The organism is Paraprevotella xylaniphila YIT 11841 (assembly GCF_000205165.1).
GTDB lineage: Bacteria > Bacteroidota > Bacteroidia > Bacteroidales > Bacteroidaceae > Paraprevotella > Paraprevotella xylaniphila.
In genome coordinates, this window is sequence record NZ_GL883886.1 from 1 (window position 1) to 17,882 (window position 17,882).

14 protein-coding genes are annotated in these 17,882 nt (G+C 48.3%); 6 read left to right on the forward strand and 8 right to left on the reverse strand.

Translation table 11 applies throughout. From position 1 onward, the window contains the following. Positions 1–57 precede the first annotated feature (57 nt). Genes HMPREF9442_RS13400 through rodA form a run of 6 tightly spaced genes read left to right on the forward strand, consistent with a single transcriptional unit; the run spans position 58 to position 6,422 of the window. Positions 58–657 carry an MGS-like domain protein gene (locus HMPREF9442_RS13400; protein ID WP_008629619.1) on the forward strand — a complete coding sequence of 200 codons (600 nt, stop codon included), beginning with the start codon at positions 58–60 and terminating at the stop codon, positions 655–657. Positions 658–712: 55 nt separating this feature from the next. Further along, positions 713–1,732 (forward strand): rod shape-determining protein, encoded by a 1,020-nt coding sequence (locus HMPREF9442_RS13405; protein WP_008629620.1) that lies wholly within the window; start codon positions 713–715, stop codon positions 1,730–1,732. Positions 1,733–1,735: 3 nt separating this feature from the next. Then, on the forward strand, positions 1,736–2,584 hold the full coding sequence (mreC, locus tag HMPREF9442_RS13410) for a rod shape-determining protein MreC (protein WP_008629622.1): 849 nt from the start codon (positions 1,736–1,738) through the stop codon (positions 2,582–2,584). A gap of 9 nt (positions 2,585–2,593) precedes the next feature. Further along, positions 2,594–3,097, forward strand: a complete 504-nt coding sequence (mreD, locus tag HMPREF9442_RS13415; protein ID WP_008629624.1) for a rod shape-determining protein MreD — start codon at positions 2,594–2,596, stop codon at positions 3,095–3,097. A gap of 18 nt (positions 3,098–3,115) precedes the next feature. Then, a complete protein-coding gene (gene mrdA, locus HMPREF9442_RS13420) occupies positions 3,116–4,963 on the forward strand; it encodes a penicillin-binding protein 2 (RefSeq protein WP_008629625.1) in 1,848 nt (615 codons plus the stop codon). Next, entirely contained in the window at positions 4,944–6,422 is a 1,479-nt protein-coding gene (gene rodA / locus HMPREF9442_RS13425) for a rod shape-determining protein RodA (protein ID WP_008629627.1), read from the forward strand. The genes mrdA and rodA overlap by 20 nt, the downstream gene beginning before the upstream one ends. 4 nt (positions 6,423–6,426) lie before the next feature. On the opposite strand, the gene HMPREF9442_RS13430 is transcribed toward rodA, so the two are convergent. The 8 genes from HMPREF9442_RS13430 to HMPREF9442_RS16830 form a co-directional block, all read right to left on the reverse strand. Then, complete coding sequence (locus HMPREF9442_RS13430; protein ID WP_008629629.1) at positions 6,427–6,900, reverse strand: gliding motility lipoprotein GldH; 474 nt, start codon at positions 6,898–6,900, stop codon at positions 6,427–6,429. After that, a complete protein-coding gene (locus tag HMPREF9442_RS13435; protein ID WP_008629631.1) occupies positions 6,897–8,219 on the reverse strand; it encodes a PSP1 domain-containing protein in 1,323 nt (440 codons plus the stop codon). Before HMPREF9442_RS13435 ends, HMPREF9442_RS13430 begins: the two co-directional genes overlap by 4 nt. 23 nt (positions 8,220–8,242) lie before the next feature. After that, complete coding sequence (locus tag HMPREF9442_RS13440; RefSeq protein ID WP_008629638.1) at positions 8,243–9,358, reverse strand: DNA polymerase III subunit; 1,116 nt, start codon at positions 9,356–9,358, stop codon at positions 8,243–8,245. A 4-nt stretch (positions 9,359–9,362) separates the two neighbouring features. Then, positions 9,363–10,316: a methylenetetrahydrofolate reductase [NAD(P)H] gene (gene metF, locus HMPREF9442_RS13445; RefSeq protein ID WP_008629640.1), complete on the reverse strand. Its 954-nt coding sequence runs from the start codon at positions 10,314–10,316 to the stop codon at positions 9,363–9,365. Positions 10,317–10,459: 143 nt separating this feature from the next. Then, positions 10,460–15,202: a C25 family cysteine peptidase gene (locus HMPREF9442_RS13450; RefSeq protein ID WP_008629643.1), complete on the reverse strand. Its 4,743-nt coding sequence runs from the start codon at positions 15,200–15,202 to the stop codon at positions 10,460–10,462. Between the two features lie 4 nt (positions 15,203–15,206). After that, entirely contained in the window at positions 15,207–16,394 is a 1,188-nt protein-coding gene (locus HMPREF9442_RS13455) for a leucine-rich repeat domain-containing protein (RefSeq protein ID WP_008629644.1), read from the reverse strand. Between the two features lie 4 nt (positions 16,395–16,398). Beyond that, on the reverse strand, positions 16,399–17,529 hold the full coding sequence (locus tag HMPREF9442_RS13460) for a hypothetical protein (protein WP_008629645.1): 1,131 nt from the start codon (positions 17,527–17,529) through the stop codon (positions 16,399–16,401). A 65-nt stretch (positions 17,530–17,594) separates the two neighbouring features. Further along, positions 17,595–17,882, reverse strand: a 288-nt coding sequence (locus HMPREF9442_RS16830) for a T9SS type A sorting domain-containing protein (protein WP_008629646.1), incomplete at its 5' end; no start/stop codon positions are given.

Here is a 17,882-nt window from a genome sequence, read left to right on the forward strand (position 1 = left end):
CGCATTTCACTTTTTTGTAGTAACTTTGCACCTTAAACGTATATAAGTAATAAGACTATGGCTGAAACGAAAAGAATCAAAACCGCATTGGTGTCGGTCTTCCACAAAGACGGGTTGGACGCTTTGTTGAAAAAGTTGCATGAAGAAGGTGTGAAGTTCCTTTCCACGGGAGGGACCCAGAAGTTTATCGAAGAGTTAGGGTATCCGTGTCAAGCCGTGGAAGAGGTGACGACTTATCCTTCCATTTTGGGCGGGCGCGTGAAAACGTTGCATCCTAAGATTTTCGGCGGTATTCTCGGGCGTCGCGGGTTGGCTGAAGACCAGGCGCAGATGCAACAATATGAAATACCTGAAATCGACTTGGTCATCGTAGACCTTTATCCGTTCGAGGATACGGTGGCGAGCGGTGCATGCGAGGCGGACATCATTGAAAAGATAGACATAGGCGGCATTTCGCTGATTCGTGCCGGAGCCAAGAACTTCAAGGATGTGGTAATCGTGCCGAGCAAGGCTGAATATGGGCCGCTGTTGGATTTGCTGAACCGGAAAGGGGCGCAGACTGACGTGGAAGACCGCCGGTGGTTTGCCACCCGTGCGTTCGGCGTGAGCAGCCATTACGATACGGCCATACATGCTTATTTCGATGGTGGCAAGTAAGACGAAGGCGTTTAAGGTAACGGATTTGGAAATATTAAAATGAAGTGAAAGGCTGATGGGATTCTTTTCTTTTACTCAGGAAATAGCAATGGACTTGGGGACGGCCAATACCATTATCACCAGTGACGGGAAGATTGTGGTGGACGAGCCTTCCGTGGTGGCGTTGGACCGGCGCACGGACAAGATGATAGCCGTGGGGGAGAAAGCCAAGTTGATGTATGAAAAGACGCATGACAACATCCGGACGGTGCGTCCCTTGCGCGAAGGGGTCATCGCTGATTTCTATGCTTGCGAACAACTGATGCGCGGACTGATAAAGATGGTGCATACGGGTAGCCGCTTGTTTTCCCCTTCCTTGCGCATGGTGATAGGCGTTCCTTCCGGTTCTACCGAGGTGGAATTGCGTGCCGTGCGCGATTCGGCTGAACATGCCGGGGGACGGGACGTGTATCTGATTTATGAGCCGATGGCGGCAGCCATCGGTATCGGAATCGACGTGGAGGCTCCTCAGGGCAACATGATAGTGGACATAGGCGGAGGTTCCACGGAAATCGCCGTCATTTCTTTGGGCGGCATCGTGTCGAATAACTCTATCCGTATTGCTGGGGACGACCTCACGGCCGATATCCAGGAGTATATGAGCCGCCAACATAATGTGAAGGTGAGTGAACGTATGGCCGAGCGTATCAAGATTCACGTGGGGGCTGCGCTGACGGAATTGGGCGAGGATGCCCCGGAGGATTATGTAGTGTATGGCCCGAACCGCATTACGGCCCTGCCGATGGAAGTCCCGGTGTGTTATCAGGAAGTGGCGCACTGCATGGAGAAGAGCATCGCCCGTATCGAGACGGCTGTCTTGAGCGCGTTGGAGAATACGCCGCCGGAATTGTATGCCGACATCGTGCATAACGGCATCTACCTGACCGGCGGAGGGGCTTTGTTGCGCGGGTTGGACAAGCGGTTGACCGACAAAATCAACATACCGTTCCACATTGCCGAAGACCCGTTGCACAGTGTGGCCAAAGGCACCGGCATCGCCCTGAAGAATGTGAACAACTTCTCTTTCCTGATGTAAGCCGTGCAGGGCTTATTGGATTTTTTGAAGAAATATAGTTATGGGCTCCTTTTCATTTTATTGGAAGGAGTCAGTTTGTTATTGCTTTTCCGTTTCAACCTTTATCAGGGTAGCGTGTGGTTCACTTCTGCCAATGCGGTATCCGGTCGCGTGTTGGAGTGGGAGTCGGACTTTTTGTCCTATATCACTTTGGGTGAACGGAACAAGGAGTTGATGCAGAAAAACTTAGTGTTGGAACAGCGGGTCAGGGCATTGACGGAGTTGTTGGACCGTGCGGGGCATGATTCCACCTATACGGAACTGCGCCAAAAGGAGTTGTTGGCGGATTTCAGTATGGTGCCGGCCGAGGTGGTGGGCAACAGCGTGAACAAGCATAACAATTACCTGACCATTAACAAGGGGGAATTGGATGGCGTGAGGCCGGAGATGGGGGTCGTATGCGGCACGGGTGTCGTGGGGATCGTCTATCAGGCTTCATCGCATTATGCGATTGTCATGCCATTGTTGAATGGAAAGTCGAATATCAGTTGCCGGGTACGGGGAACGGATTATTTCGGTTACTTGCGTTGGGAAGGCGGGCATCCTTTGTATGCTTCTTTGGGCGATATACCTCGCCATGCCCGTCTGAAAGAAGGCATGACGGTAGAGACCAGCGGTTTCTCTGCGGTTTTTCCGGCGGGCTTGTTTGTCGGCAAGGTGACAAAGGTGGAAAATTCGGAAGACGGGCTTTCCTATAAGTTACAGGTGAATTTGAGTACGGACTTTGCCCGGCTTCGGGATGTGTGTGTGCTCACGACACCTAATCGGGTGGAGATAGACAGTTTGCAGCAAAAGATAGAAACAGAAAAATAAGGCAGAGGTATGATGCAGAGTTTTTTCAGCAGGTTGTTGTGGGCATTCATCTTGTTGGTTTTTCAGGGATTGGTATTCAATCATATCCATTTTTTCGGTTATGCCACTCCTGTCATATATGTGTATATCCTTTGTCTCCAGCCGTTGAACACTTCACGGTGGGCGTGGCTGTTATGGGGATTTGCTGTCGGGTTAGGATCCGATTTCTTTTCCGAGACACCGGGTTTGGGGGCTGCATCCATGACTCTGACGGCCTTGTGCGCTCCGCAACTTTTGCGGTTGTTTACTCCCAAAGACTGTCTGGAAGACATGGTGCCGGGCTACCGGACGTTGGGAGGATGGAAATACATTGGGTATGTGACGTTGCTCGTACTGCTACAGGAGGCATCCGTTATGATGCTTGAGGTTTTTTCCTTCTTCAGTGCTTTGGACATGCTTTATACTTACTTGGGAAGCAGTGCGCTTTCCATTGTGCTGATATTGGCATTGGAGAGGATGCGCGGTAATAAATAGTTGGAAGTTTCGGATAGGATGGCTAATTATAATAGGGAAAAGCGTAAATATGTAATTGGGGCGGTGGCTACGGGCATCGTCCTCATTTATATTGTCCGGCTTTTCACTTTACAAATCATGAGTGACGATTACAAGAAGAATGCCGACTCTAATGCTTTCCTGAAAAAAATCCAATACCCGTCGCGGGGAGTCATCACCGATCGCAACGGGAAGTTGTTGGTATACAACCAGCCATCGTATGACATCATGGTGGTCATGAACGAGCAGCAGGGGGTAGACACGTTGGATTTGTGTGCAAGCCTCGGAATAACCAAGGAGTACTATGTCAGGCGGATGGAAGAAATCAAGGACCGCCACCGCAATCCCGGTTATTCGCGCTACACCCAGCAGCTTTTCATGAGCCAGTTGTCTTCCGAGGAGTTCTGCGTGTTCCAGGAAAAGCTGTTCCGTTTTCCCGGCTTTTATGTACAACGCCGTTCCATCCGTCAATACCAGTCCCCGTATGCCGCGTTGGTTTTGGGGGACATCGGCGAGGTGTCGCCTGCGGATGTGGAAGAAGATGAATATTACCAGAACGGTGATTTCATCGGCAAGCAAGGCGTGGAACGTGCGTATGAGAAGCAGTTGAGGGGGAAAAAGGGGATACAAATTCTTTTGCGCGATGCCCGGGGGCGTATCAAGGGGCGGTATATGGACGGCAAACTGGACACCAAGACCGTGCCCGGCAAGAACCTGACTTTGGGACTCGACTTGGAATTGCAGGCACTCGGCGAGCGTCTGATGGAAGGCAAGTTGGGCAGTATCGTGGCCATAGAACCTTCTACCGGCGAAGTGTTGTGCATGGTGTCTTCGCCTACTTACGATCCCCGTATGATGGTGGGCCGGCAGCGTGGAAAGAACCATTTGGCATTGAGCCGTAATCCGTTGAAACCCTTGCTGAACCGTTCCATCATGGGGCAGTATCCTCCCGGCTCCACGTTCAAGACCACGCAGGCGTTGACTTTCCTTCAGGAAGGCATCATCACTCCCGAGACGGCTTATCCTTGTTACCACGGTTTTATCTATCGGGGTCTGAAAGTGGGATGCCACGGACATGCGGCACCGGCCAAGTTAGTCCCGGCCATAGGGACTTCCTGCAATGCTTATTTTTGTTGGGGGCTTTATTACATGTTCGGCAACCGGACCAAATACAAGAATGTGCAGGAGGCCATGACGGTGTGGAAAGACTATATGGTGTCGATGGGGTTCGGGTATAAACTCGGCATCGACTTGCCCGGAGAGAAGCGGGGATTGATTCCGAATGCTCCCTTTTATGACAAGGCCTATCGTGGTTCATGGAACGGGTTGACCGTGATCAGTATCTCCATCGGCCAGGGCGAAGTGAACGCCACTCCTTTGCAAATCGCCAATCTCGGTGCGACAATAGCCAACCGGGGGTACTTTATCACGCCCCACGTGGTGAAACAGATACAAGACGAGCAGATAGACACGCTTTACACCCGGCGGCGGTATACGATGGTGGAAGCCCGGCATTACGAAACGGTGGCGCAGGGGATGCGGAGGGCCGTGTTGGCCGGGACTTGCCGTAAGGCTAATATTCCCGGTATAGAAGTCTGCGGCAAGACGGGTACGGCACAGAACCGTGGACACGACCATTCCGTGTTTATGGGGTTCGCCCCGATGAACGAACCTAAGATTGCCATTGCGGTGTACGTGGAAAATGGTGGTTGGGGAGCAGACTATGGTGTGCCTCTCGGGGCGCTGATGATGGAACAGTATTTGAACGGCAAGCTCTCGCCCGAAAGCGAGAAATTGGCGGAGATGTATCAACAAAGACATATCGGTTATGGTACGGCGGACAGATGAAAAGGAAAAGGGTGTGTGGCGTTCATTGGATTGGTGGACCATCCTTATATATATGGCCTTGTTGGCGTTTGGATGGATCAGCATTTGCGGAGCCAGCTACGATTTTGACATGGAGGGGAACATTTTTTCATTCGATTCCCGTTCGGGGATGCAGATTGTATGGATAGGGACATCGTTGGCATTGGGCTTTATCCTTTTGATGCTTGACGGGAAGTTGTACGACACCTTTGCATACGTCATTTATGCCCTGTTGCTTGTCTTGCTGTTTGTCACGCCTTTTTTGGCACGAGATATCAAGGGCTCCCATTCGTGGATAAAGATAGGGCCTTTCAGCCTGCAGTCTGCCGAGTTTGCCAAATGTGCCACGGCATTGGCTTTGGCCAAATTCATGTCTGCTTACGGGTATAATATTTCGCGGTGGAAAGACTTTTTGGTGACGTTGGCCATCATTGTCGTGCCTATCGTCTTGATTATCTTGCAACGGGAGACCGGTTCGGCTTTGGTCTATCTGGCCTTTTTCCTGATGCTTTACCGGGAGGGGATGCCCGGAGCCGTGCTTTTTACCGGGGTGTCGGCTGTGGCTTACTTTGTAGTGGGCGTGCGTTTCGAGCACGTTATGTTAGGGCATATCCCTACCAGTGCCGGAGAGTTTCTGGTGATGATGATGGTGATTCTTTTTACGGTCGGTATGGTGCACGTCTATTGTGACAAGGTATCGGTGGAACGGAACATCCTGTTCTATGGGGTGGGCGTGATAGCATTGGCTCTTGGTTTTTCAGGCTTTGTCATACCTTTCGACATTACCTGGATTTTGGTTACGGTATGTGTGGCCATGATACTGTATTTGTGCTATGTGGCTTTGAGCGAGCGTGTCATGCGTTATTTCTATATCGCGTTGTTTGCGTTGGGTTCCATGGCGTTTTTTTATTCGGCCGATTACGTGCTGAACAGCGTGATGGAACCTCACCAGAGGGTGCGTATCAACGTGCTTTTGGGGTTGGAGGACGATCCTTCGGGAGCCGGTTATAATGTCAACCAGGCCAAAATTGCCATCGGTTCCGGAGGATTACGGGGGAAAGGCTTCCTGAACGGGACGCAAACCAAATTGAAGTACGTGCCGGAACAGGATACCGATTTCATTTTCTGTACGGTCGGGGAAGAAGAAGGTTTTTGGGGAGCCGCCGGAGTGTTGGTGTTGTTCCTGGTGCTCATTCTCCGTTTGATTCATTTGGCCGAGCGGCAACCCTTTGCCTTTGGGCGTATCTATGGCTATTGCGTGATGAGTGTTTTCCTGTTCCATGTGTTTATCAACGTGGGAATGGTGTTGGGACTTACACCGGTTATCGGTATCCCATTGCCGTTTTTCAGTTACGGGGGATCATCCCTATGGGGCTTCACCATCTTGTTGTTCGTGTTCCTGCGCATAGATGCCGGACGCAATCTGGCCAAGAGGAATTAAGGCTTTAGCGGCAGATGAGAACTCCCACATCGTGTATGCCCGGAAGGACTTCCCGTTGCATGAGATGTATGATGCGGACTTGTCCGGTTTGTCCACGGTATAACGCCATGGGAGGAACCGGTACGTCGTATTGGTACATATAAATGCCTTTGCCCATGCGGTGGGTGACAGGATCCATCAACTGGCATTTCACCGTATCACGGCGTAGGGTGTCCGGGTGGGAAAACTCCCGTTCCACTGCCAACCAGATAACGGTGTACGGATATGAATCGGTTGAGCGCAATCCCAGTTCGAACTGATACGTAGCCTCTGCCCGCACCGTGTCGATGTCGAATGTGAGTGTGTCCCGCCTGCTCCATCCTGACCCGGGAACGTGGCGGTATGAATGGTAGATTACATGCTCATTACAGCCCGTAAGCGACAAGAGGGCACCTATGGCTGCAATGAGCTTTGGAGCGTGGAGGATGGTCATGGTCATTCCGTCTTTTCGGCCGGTGTGCTTGGGGCGGGTTTAACGGGCTTTTCCGAACGGTTTCCCCTGTCCCTTTTGCGTTTTTCCTTGCCGGGGCGGTTTTCGCGATTGCCTCCCTGTTCCCCTTTGTATTCTTTGTTGTCCCGTCTGCGGTTACGGCGGTCTTTCCCTGCATTCTCTTCCCTGCGTTCCGTGCCCTGAGTCTCTTTGGAGGATTGTGGGCCGCGAGGATTGCCGTTGTCTCTGCGTTTGCCTTTGTTTTTCCGCCTTTTGTCGAACCGTGTCAGGCTCTCTTGTTCCACGAGGTCGGCCGTTTTGGCCGGTTCTGCTGCTTCCCCGCTTTCCAAGCGTTGGGGCTTCTCGCCCCGGCGGTTCATGTTGATGATTTCGAACACCCTTGCGGTAGTGAGGGTGACTAAGTTAGCCGCCAGATGTTTGTCGGTGGAGTAGGTGACTAATCCGGCCAGGATGTCGGCTTTGAAGAAATAATATTCCGCATCTTGGGTTTGCAATGTGATTTCCTTGCTCGGCAGGCGTTTTCCGGCCTCCACGTAAGTGTCCACCTCATAGTTCATGCAACATTTCAGTTTGGCGCATTGCCCGGCCAGTTTCTGCGGGTTCAGCGAAATGTCCTGATAGCGGGCAGCTCCGGTGGAGACGGAAACGAAGTTCTTCATCCACGTGGCACAACACAATTCCCGCCCGCACGGGCCGATACCGCCGATGCGTCCTGCTTCCTGCCGTGCACCGATTTGTTTCATCTCGATGCGTACGCGGAAAGTTTCGGCCAATACCTTGATGAGTTGCCGGAAGTCCACGCGTCCGTCCGCGATATAGTAGAAAATGGCTTTGTTTCCGTCGCCTTGGTATTCCACATCGCCGATTTTCATTTGCAGTCCCAATTCCTTGGCAATCTGGCGCGAACGTATCATGGTGTCGTGCTCACGGCTTTTGGCCTCTTCGTACTTTTCCATGTCCACCGGTTTGGCTTTGCGGTACACCCGTTTGATTTCCTGTTCCGATTTCAGGTTGGCCTTCTTGATTTGAAGGGGGACGAGCCTTCCTGTCAGGGTGACCACGCCGATGTCGTGCCCCGGAGTGGCTTCTACGGCCACGATGTCGCCTTTCTCCAGTGGCAGACGGTTGCTGTTGTGGTAATACCCCTTGCGCGTGTTCTTGAACTGTACTTCCACGAGGTCGGTAGCCTCCGCGTTACCCGGGATGTCTGCCAGGTAGTCGTACGTGTTCAGCTGTTTATTTTGTCGTCCGCAGCCTTTGGCGCAAAGTCCCCGGCACGGTCCGTTCAGTTTGAATTTTTCCTCCATTCGTTGTCGGTTTTTGAAATATATTATTGTATGAGCAGCACGATCATTTTCAGGGCAAAGTCGAAAAATACGATTTTCGGGTTGACATTTTGCTCTATGTCCCGTTGTGCGTTGCTCAGTTCATCCATGATTTTAATGACGTTGCGTTCGTTGATGAAACGTGCGAAATTCTTGGCGAAGTCTCCTTCCTGCGTTGTCATGTAGTTCAGTTCCGGATTGCGGAAATTATATATGAAGTTCTCGCGAATCAGTTTCTGGCAATACGTCAGGAAGTTCTTTTGCCTTTCCCGTCCCATGCCGGCAATCTGTTCGCTCCATTTCCGCATGTCCTTGATTTTGCGTTGGTAGCTTAACCGCATCAGCATGACGAACAGGTCGAAGAAGAGCAAGTTGTCCCGGCTTGCATCCAGGCTTTTCAGTGCTGCGGTGTAGCTGCCTCTAGCATTGCGTGCGAGAGCTTCCACGTCCTCCGTGGGATGGCTTTTGCGGAGGGCTTCCACCAGACTTTCGTGGTCGATGCCCTTTACCTCGATTTGTTGGGTGCGGCTCAGGATGGTGGGCAGGATTTTCTCCGGCTCGTCGCTCACCAAAAGGAAATTCGTTTGTTCGGGCGGTTCTTCGATGAGTTTGAGCAACTTGTTGGCGCATTCCGCATTCATTTTCTCCGGCATCCAGACGATTAGGATTTTGCGTCCGCCCAAGGTGGATTTAAGTGCCAGTTTCCGCTGTATCTGGGCGGCTTCGGCAGCATAGATGAGTGCCTGTTGGTTTTCAGCCTTCATGTCGCCCAACCAGTCATTCAGGTCAAAATAAAGCCCGGCTTGCAGCCGCTTGCGCCACGTGTCTATATACACGTCGCATACGGAGCTTTCCGCAGTCTTGTATTTGATGATGGGGAAGACGAAATGGAGGTCAGGGTGTACGAAGTGCGTGAAAGCCCGGCATGACGGGCATTCCCCGCAGGCATCGTGCGCCCCCGGACGGTGGCATAGCAGGTATTGGGCGTACGACACGGCCAAAGCCAGTTTTCCGCATCCCGAAGGACCGCTCAGGAGCAGGGCATGCGGCACACGCCCGGCTTGCGCTTCCTGAAGGAGGCGTTCCTTGATATCTGTTTGTCCTACAACCCGGCTGAACATGGCTTTAGTAGATTTGGCGTGCGATTTCGCGGATACTGTCCACAGCCGAGACGGTGTAGAAATGGATGCTCGGCACGCCGTGGCCGATCAGTTCGCGGCATTGTTCCACCGTCCATTCTATCCCCACTTGTTTGGCTTCCTCGTCCGTTTTGCATTTTCTTATTTCCAAAGCCAGATCCTGGGGCAGGTCGCAATGGAACGTTTTAGGCACTACGCTGAGTTGTGACAGTTTGGCAAACGGCTTGATGCCCGGGATGATGGGGATGGTGATGCCGGCTCCGCGTGCACGGTCCACGAAGTCGAAATACTTTGCATTGTCGTAGAACAACTGGGTGACGGCGTATGCGGCACCCATGTCGGCTTTTTGTTTGAGCACGGCCAAGTCGGCTTCCGGATTGGGTGCTTCCTCATGTTTTTCCGGATAGCAAGCCACACCGTATGAAAACGGTGTGCCGGGAGACTTGATGGGCGAACCGTCGACGAAGAAACCGTCATTGAAACGGTTGATGTGCCCGATAAGTTCCGTGGCATGTGAATAACCGTCGCCTGTAGGACGGAATGCCGGGTCTTCCTTGGCCTTGTCGCCGCGCAACACCAACAAGTCGCTGATGCCCAAAAACTGCAGGTCGAGCAGCATGTACTCTGTATCCTCACGGGTATATCCGCTGCACAGGATGTGCGGCACGACGTGTATGTCATAATGCCGTTGGATGGCAGCAGCCACGGCTATGGTGCCGGGACGGCGGCGGATGCGGAGGCGTTGCATGATGCCTCCTCCTAAGTCTTTGTACACATACTCGCTGCGGTGGTTGGTAATGTTGATGTATGCCGGGTTGAATTCCCGGAGCGTATCTATGGTATGGAATAGCCGCTCTATGCCTGCTCCCTTCAGCGGGGGCAGTACTTCAAAAGAAAAAGCCGTTCCTTTATGGTTCTGAATCAAATCAATGACGTTCATCCTTTCTTCGTTTGTACAAAGATACGCAAAGAATCTTAATATGCAGGTAAAAAGGGGAAAGGAATAATATGTTTTTTTCAAAAGCCGATATGGGGTTGACGCGAAGGCAGGAAAAATGCGTCTTCCCCATATCGGCTTGCAAGTTAACGGGCGGTTTGCACTTCTCCGTACAAGGCGTTCACGATGGCACCTTTCTCGGCATTGAGTTTCCCGTACCGGTTGAGGTGTATGCCGCCGTTGTTTTTAATGTTCAGCGTGCCTCCGGATTTCACCAATACATCGGCATTTTGGATGGTGCCGCCGTCCACCTCCAGCGTTCCGCCTTCGAGTACATAAATCCGGTATCCGTCGCGCATCTGCAAGGTCTTGCCCGACGGGATTTTGAATGTGCCGGAGCGTACGATGATATCGTTGGTGAACGCGCCACCTCCCCATTCGGTGGATGAGGTGAGCACTTTCGGATCTTCATAATGGGGAATGTATTCCCCCGTGAATCCCGTGTCGAAACGGGAACGACCCCATTCTATGGCTGTAGATTTACCGTTCGTTTTCCAAGCATAGATATTGCCGCTTTTGTCGGCCGCAATGATTTCGTTTTTTCCGTCACCATCCACGTCCGACACGCAAACGCCATTGTCCATCTTGTCCGCAGTGGATAAAGGAAACCCTGTTATGTCCGTACCGTCATTATGCAGGGCGTATATCAAATTGTCCTGATGGAACACGATGTCAATGGCATCGTCGCCATCCACGTCAGCCAAAAGGGGACAAGTAAGGTTGATATAAGATTCTGTCAACAAGCCCGGCAGAGAACGGTTTATTAACAATTCGCCGGCATCAGACCATATTCGGACGCAATCATATCCTAACGCCACGACTTCCAATCGGCCGTCGCCGTTCACATCTCCCACACTCAAGGGATGCTCTATGCCGTTGCTTACATAAGGGATACAAGCAGGAGTGGAAGCATTACTGTCGAAATTCCCTACGCAAGAACCGTCTTGTCTGATGGCGTAAATGTAACTCAAATTAGTGTTTCTCGTAGTGACGAGTATTTCTTTCTCACCGTCGCCGTCCAAATCGCAAATCGTGGGGGAGCAGTTCAGCATCTGTCCCGGACGGGAGAAGAACGGGGAACGGAGATAAGGCTTACCGTCATGCTGCCATACGTATACATGTCCGTCGCTAGAGCCGCAAATGATTTCCTTGTAGCCGTCACCGTCAAGGTCGGCTACGGCCGGTTCTCCGAAAAAGTCGCCTGACAGATTGCCGAAACTTGCCTTTATGTTCCCATGGGCATCCATGATAACGATAGGCTTCTTTTCGAATTCACTTCTGAATACAATTTCCTTTTCACCTTTTCCGTCCGGTGCATCCACGTCTGTCACGACAGGTGGACGGTAGCAAGACATCATTCCTATGTTTGTCCTCCAAAGCATGTCAGGCAATTTGTCTCCGTCTTTGTCTAATGAAGAATAACATGTTACGTAGTCATCGCACTTATTATAATTGCGAGTCAATGAGATAATGTATTGCTCCCCATTTCCCAACAGGTCGGCCACCACCGGAGTGGCTTCCGCTTTCCATGGGATTTCGGCATAACCGCTGTACGAAGTGGCGTTTCCATCGAGGTCGTAAGGCTCTGTGCCGTCCGGACGGATAGCCACCACCATTCCTTCTGTACCCTCGTCCGTGTATCCCGTGAGGAATATCTCCTTCTGGCCGTCATAGTCGAAATCAGCCGTGTGCGCCTCACAAGTGTAATGCAGGCTTTTCCCCATGGAAAGCGGGAACATGCCCATGGTGGGGTAAATGGTCCACGCCCTGACGGCTTCGGACTTCTCCCCCTCTATATAGCCGGAAGTCAATGTGTTTAACTTGTAATAATATGTGGTCAAAGGGTCTAATCCCTCATCCTTATAATAACGAGTCGACACGGGATATTTGTTCTGTAGCACAAAGCCACCATCTTCCCGGTTGCTCCGGTATATATTGTACAGTTCTTCACTTCCCATCTTGTCCCAATACAGGCTGATGGAGTTGTTTCCCAATTCTGTATGTACTTTGGACAGGTCTATGGGAACGGCTTTTTCCGCGATGTCCGTTATGACACTGTCTTGTGCCACGCCTGCCGTGTAAAGAACGATTTTTAAAGGGATGGGATTCCCCGTCTTGTATTTGTTGGAAATATTTATAAAGGCTGTGGTGCTCGTGGCATTTCTTTTGTTTACCGTGGCTGTCGTAGTGTCTAAAGAAACGACGGAACATGTCATGTCCGAAGTTATGCCTTCTGTACGTTTGGCTACGGACAAGGTTACTTTTTCCCCTGCTTCGGGAATCAAATCCCCATCGGAAGTCCTTCGGATCATAATACGGAACAGTTTTTGCTTGTTCTGTTTCAAATCCACCTTGAACGTATCCACATTCACGGCATCAGTTCCCCGCCTGCTGATGGTCAGGTAGAAACATACGGCATTCCATTCATAGCGTCCTATTTCCGGGGCATCCTCGGCAATCTTGAAACTGAATTGTGTTTGTCCCGGTACCGGATAATATGTTCCGCTTACTTCCCCATAATATACGGAGTCGTTAATCATCGTGATGTAAGGGGAAGATGTGGATAACTTTGCCGTCACGTCGAAAGCCCTGTCTTTTCCGTCATTCTTCAGGCAGATGTCCAAATTCGCTGTTCCTCCAGTTCTTAAAGTTCCTGAAAAGTTTCGGATTTCTGCTATCGTGATCAAGTTCTCTTCCGGTCGTGAAACCGGAATTGATTTCTCAAAGGGAATATAATTGCGTGCGGTCACCGTCACTTTCATTTCTCCCGAAGTCTTCGGGTTGAAAGTGAAGCTGTGCGGTTTTGTGTCGTTTATCGTCACCACGGTGTATGCTTCCGCGTCTTTCATGAGGCAGACTGTGGCTTCTTCTCCTGCCGGAAGGTTCGTGATTTGCACTGTGATGGTGTTTGTTCCGGCTGCTATCTGCGTGGGTGTCACGTAGACTTCTAACTTTTGGGGCACGGCAGACCATACCGGCATTTCCGGGTCGCCTAAAAGGTGGAGGCGGTAATATTCATGTATGGTGGAAAAGTCATTGTAATTAATCATTTGGTTAAGAATTGTTCCTATATGATAAATATGTTTCCTATATAGTGCCGCTAAAAAGTTATTATATTGATAAGTTTCATCAGCATAACCATCATTTGCATTTCCAATAAAAGCCACAGCACCTCCCAAAGGATTCGTTAGGAAATGCTCTGCAATACAATCTTCTGTAAATTTTGCAGGCTTACATCCTCCTGAAATCATTATTAATGGATAATCTCCATTGATCAAATTATTCACATCCTGAATGTAAATACTTTCATGTTTGTCTTTGGAAGAAGCTCCCAATGCACGGGGATGGCTGTGATCCATGTGGTAGACAATATGGAAATGATCCAGTCCGGAGTCACCTCCGTCCTGAAGGGCAGAAAGAAAATGCTCTTTATTCAGTTCCTGTCCGGAATGATACATTGTCTTATCATGATGACGGGGGCAAGTGCAATTGTAATGGTCAAAAAGATACCACTTGGTGATTTGAGGATAATGGGAAAGATAACCATTGATGCTTTCTTTTCCGTCATTATAGAGCGAATCTTTAGATTCATCCTTGCTTATATATGCGGAAATAGCCAAATGATTCATTAAATATTCTGTGCTCACATTTTCCATTTTCTCATACATAAGTACTTTGTTAATAAAAGTCTTGGCTTCCTCTATATCCTCTACAGACGCACGTCCCAAATAACAAAGCCTATCCATATTCATACCATCGCCCGTTTCCTTATAAATATGATTTTTATTGGCATTCCAATCACTTTCTAAGTCTGTATAATAAGCGTCTGATGGATATTCTACATTTGAATAGATGTAACATCTTGCCGGAATGATATTGGTATCCCCTCCTAATAATACAAAAAGTCCGGCTCCCCACTTATGATAACATTCCTGTAAATAGGTATGTATCTTCTCTGCCAAATCCGAACCTTGGTATTCTTTCCCAATGCTTTCCACATCTTTAACCAATGTAGGTACACCTTTCTGCGTTTTCCAATCTGCAAGACGTTGGAACTCACCTTTCAACTTATTATTGGTAATGATTATATAGTCCGGAATTTGCTCTTGTATCACATCTATTGGCATGGAAGCAGATGCAACACGAGTTTGTACGTCCATTACTGCTTCCCCGACCAATTTTACTTTTGAGCTCGTAAAAACATCCACATCCTCTGGATTATCCACCATGGAACGAATTACTTTTTTAATGGCATTGGCTCGACGTACACTCTGTTTTTGTGATTGAACACCATCTACACCTACCATATCGTATCGTAAAACAAAATTCAAATGGCTAACAAATAGCTTTTGTGAAACCGGGTCATATTCTACCGGATGGAGTTGCACGGTGACCAAATGGTATCCCATCTCATTATAATCTGCCACAATTTGAGCTTTGATTTTAGGATAAACTTCCGTACCTTGATAAATAGAGGCATCCGGTTGTGTGAACTTCACTTCATCCTGTTTTTCGGTTATGGGAATAGGTGGTTGTACGGGATAAGGCATAAAGTTGCCATTTACAGCCATGCGATTTGATACTGAGACCTCTACCCCAGTCAGTTTAGCTTCTAAAGGAACTACGTATGTTTTGAGAATGACAGGAAGTTCAGGAGCGCCGGCTTGTTGGATTTTATAATCTCCTCCGTTCCAACGGATCACATCATAACCGTCTTGTTTAGAAAAAGACAGGTCATTCACATTCACTTCGGCTTGTCCACTAATTTGTGCCCGGACAGCCATATATCCTGCCAAAAGCAGAAATATTAAAGGTATTATTCGTTTCATAACTCTATGGTATTAGTTTGACAGTTTCATTCGTTCCGTCTGCATATTTAATATGAGCAATGGTATAGGGTAAAAGAAGGAGATTTTTCTTTATGGAAAATTTAACATCTATTGCAGAACAACATAAGAACTTACGTCCTTGTATATCAAAAAGAGCCATGTCTTTTACACGACGTGGAAATTCCATTATGTAACTCTCCGGTAATTCGGAAATAATCACGCATGATTTTGCCGAACTAAAAGATACGGATGAGCCTTTTAATCGTTCAAGGCTTTTTATATCTCTAAACCGTTTCCAACCATTAGCTGTTTTATATTTTTCGATACTCTCTTCCGGTACGTAAAGGTTGCAAAAATCTCCTATAAAATTTCCATCACCAATTTTAGCAAAAGCCGGTGGGGTTTTGGCCTCACAAATAACAGAACCTATGTTATACTCACAGCCATTGGGATACATTTTATTTATAGCATATTCTGTCTTTATCTCCGGAAAAATATTTGAAAAAGCATAACTCCCAACAGAATCAAGACTTTTTGGAAGCACAATATTATTTTCTAAATACAAATGCTCGCCTCTATAGGCAGAAGAACCAATAATTTTTGTACCATCAGGTATGACAAGCTCTTTATCAGCAAACATTGGAGCTTTATAGGTGAAATAAAAAACAGTTTCCTTATCCTTAGAACATATTAAAGAGGTTGTCTCATTCTGTACATAAAAAAGTTCCGGATGATTTTGGGTTATGATAAATTTTGGTTTGGTGTTCTCATATTCACATATTCCCAAAAAAGGAAAGTTTCCGGTTACTTCACACACTCCCTTAAAGGCATAGTCCCCGATACATTCTATCATTTTCGGCAAAACCAAATAGAGTTCCATCGCTCCCAACGCACCCGCCGGGATAGTATCTATCTCCGCATCCCGCAAATCCAACGTATCGAGCAGCTCCAACAGCCCGCCACGCAGGAAAGCATAATCCTCGTCCAATAAAGTGCCCGTAACCGTCAGATGTTTCAGTGATTGTTTTTGTTCTTCCGTCAACAACGTTTCCAAGGCGTTTTCACCGGCATGTACAGTCACATGTGTTTCTGTGTTTTGGGCTTGCAGCCTGCATAGCATTGCCATGATGAACAAGGCAGGCAATAATATCCTTTTCATAGCTGTTTGTTTTTGTTCTACATTTCGTTTCATAACTCTATGGTATTAGTTTAATAGTTTCAGTGGTGCAATTGTCAAAGTACACACGTGCAATAGTATAGGGATTTATCAATTGGTTTCGGCTTATGGACAAAGTGTATGAATCAATAGTTTGTTTGGTAAATAATATCCCATTTGTACTGTACATTTCCATATAGATCGGCTTTTGGGTAAAAGTCAATTCATAAGAATCCGGCATGGCTACGACAGATATATTCTTTTTAAGGATTTGTTCATAGACGTGACTGGGAGGTTGCCCCATTGTTTCTATGGCACGAATATCTAATGCCCAGTTCCAACCGTCTGCTTGTTTGTATTTCTCGATGCTTACTTCGTGCACGTATAAATCAGAAATTTCCAATACACTATTTTTAAAAACATCTTTTCCTAATTTGGGCGGTTCAATAGCATAACATATTATTTCGGCTCCACTGCCATAACCTGTTGGGGCTGGACATTCTGTTTGTTCAAATGCACTGTCTCCAACGGAATCCAAAGATGCCGGAAGTATAAGTGTAAATGTCGGAAGGTGAAGATTCCTGAAAGCAGTTCCATGAATAATTTTCGTTCCTTCCTTAATCGTATATTTCCCTTCAACTCCTATATTCATATAATAAAAGATATTTCCATCCCATGAATATATAGAAGTATAGGTATTTGGTTGCCATTCTTCTGGAAATCTAAATGTTTCTGTCCTATAAGAATAATTATCATCACTTAATGTGACTTTTGTGTTATAAGAAGATGGAAATCGAGTAGAGTTTCCAAATGTAGGAAATTTTTCTGTCACTTCTAAACTGTAATACTTAGAAAATTGAGATAAGAAATTTGCTCCTATATGCTCTATGTTCATGGGTAGAACAAGATGAATCTTGTTAGGACTCGATGCCCATATATCTTCCGTCCTTATATCCGGCAACGTATCAATATTTGCAGCTCGTAAGTTCAATGTATCCAACTGTCCGTACAACCTTTCCCGAAGAAAGGTATAGTCTGCATCCAATAACGTTCCCGTGACCGTCAGGTATTTCACCGATTGTTTCTGTTCCTCCGTCAACAACGTTTCCAAGGCGTTTTCACCGGCATGTACGGTCACATGCGTACCGTTGCTTTCAGGTGCCTGTGCCATGCACAATCCTGTGCACAAGCAGCACGTCCATATTATCAATAACGTTTTCATAAGCTCCTCCCTACTTATTTAGTGATAATCATCCGCTTGGTGTCAATCACCTTGCCGTCGGCCACCAAAGCATAAAGGTACATTCCGGGGGCGAGGCTTCCGGCTTCAAGCGTCACGGAAGATTTACCCCTGTCCTGCAACGTCTTTTGGTCTATCTGCGTGCCGTTCAAGTCATAAATGTACAGGAATGCGGACTTCACGCTTTCCGGCAACGTGTAGCGCACCACTGTCGTTTGCGTGAAGGGGTTCGGGTCGTTTTGCTCCAATGCCGGGACATCCAATGCGTTGCCGCCGATGCCCGT

Bases quoted from the DNA above. Each gene is read 5' to 3' on its own strand.
- HMPREF9442_RS13455 (WP_008629644.1), bottom strand. From the start codon at position 16,394: ATGAAACGAAATGTAGAACAAAAACAAACAGCTATGAAAAGGATATTA.
- HMPREF9442_RS13430 (WP_008629629.1), bottom strand. From the start codon at position 6,900: ATGACCATGACCATCCTCCACGCTCCAAAGCTCATTGCAGCCATAGGT.
- HMPREF9442_RS13450 (WP_008629643.1), bottom strand. From the start codon at position 15,202: ATGAAACGAATAATACCTTTAATATTTCTGCTTTTGGCAGGATATATG.
- HMPREF9442_RS13405 (WP_008629620.1), top strand. From the start codon at position 713: ATGGGATTCTTTTCTTTTACTCAGGAAATAGCAATGGACTTGGGGACG.
- HMPREF9442_RS13440 (WP_008629638.1), bottom strand. From the start codon at position 9,358: ATGTTCAGCCGGGTTGTAGGACAAACAGATATCAAGGAACGCCTCCTT.
- HMPREF9442_RS13460 (WP_008629645.1), bottom strand. From the start codon at position 17,529: ATGGCACAGGCACCTGAAAGCAACGGTACGCATGTGACCGTACATGCC.
- metF (WP_008629640.1), bottom strand. From the start codon at position 10,316: ATGAACGTCATTGATTTGATTCAGAACCATAAAGGAACGGCTTTTTCT.
- HMPREF9442_RS13400 (WP_008629619.1), top strand. From the start codon at position 58: ATGGCTGAAACGAAAAGAATCAAAACCGCATTGGTGTCGGTCTTCCAC.
- HMPREF9442_RS13435 (WP_008629631.1), bottom strand. From the start codon at position 8,219: ATGGAGGAAAAATTCAAACTGAACGGACCGTGCCGGGGACTTTGCGCC.
- mreD (WP_008629624.1), top strand. From the start codon at position 2,594: ATGATGCAGAGTTTTTTCAGCAGGTTGTTGTGGGCATTCATCTTGTTG.
- mrdA (WP_008629625.1), top strand. From the start codon at position 3,116: ATGGCTAATTATAATAGGGAAAAGCGTAAATATGTAATTGGGGCGGTG.
- rodA (WP_008629627.1), top strand. From the start codon at position 4,944: ATGGTACGGCGGACAGATGAAAAGGAAAAGGGTGTGTGGCGTTCATTG.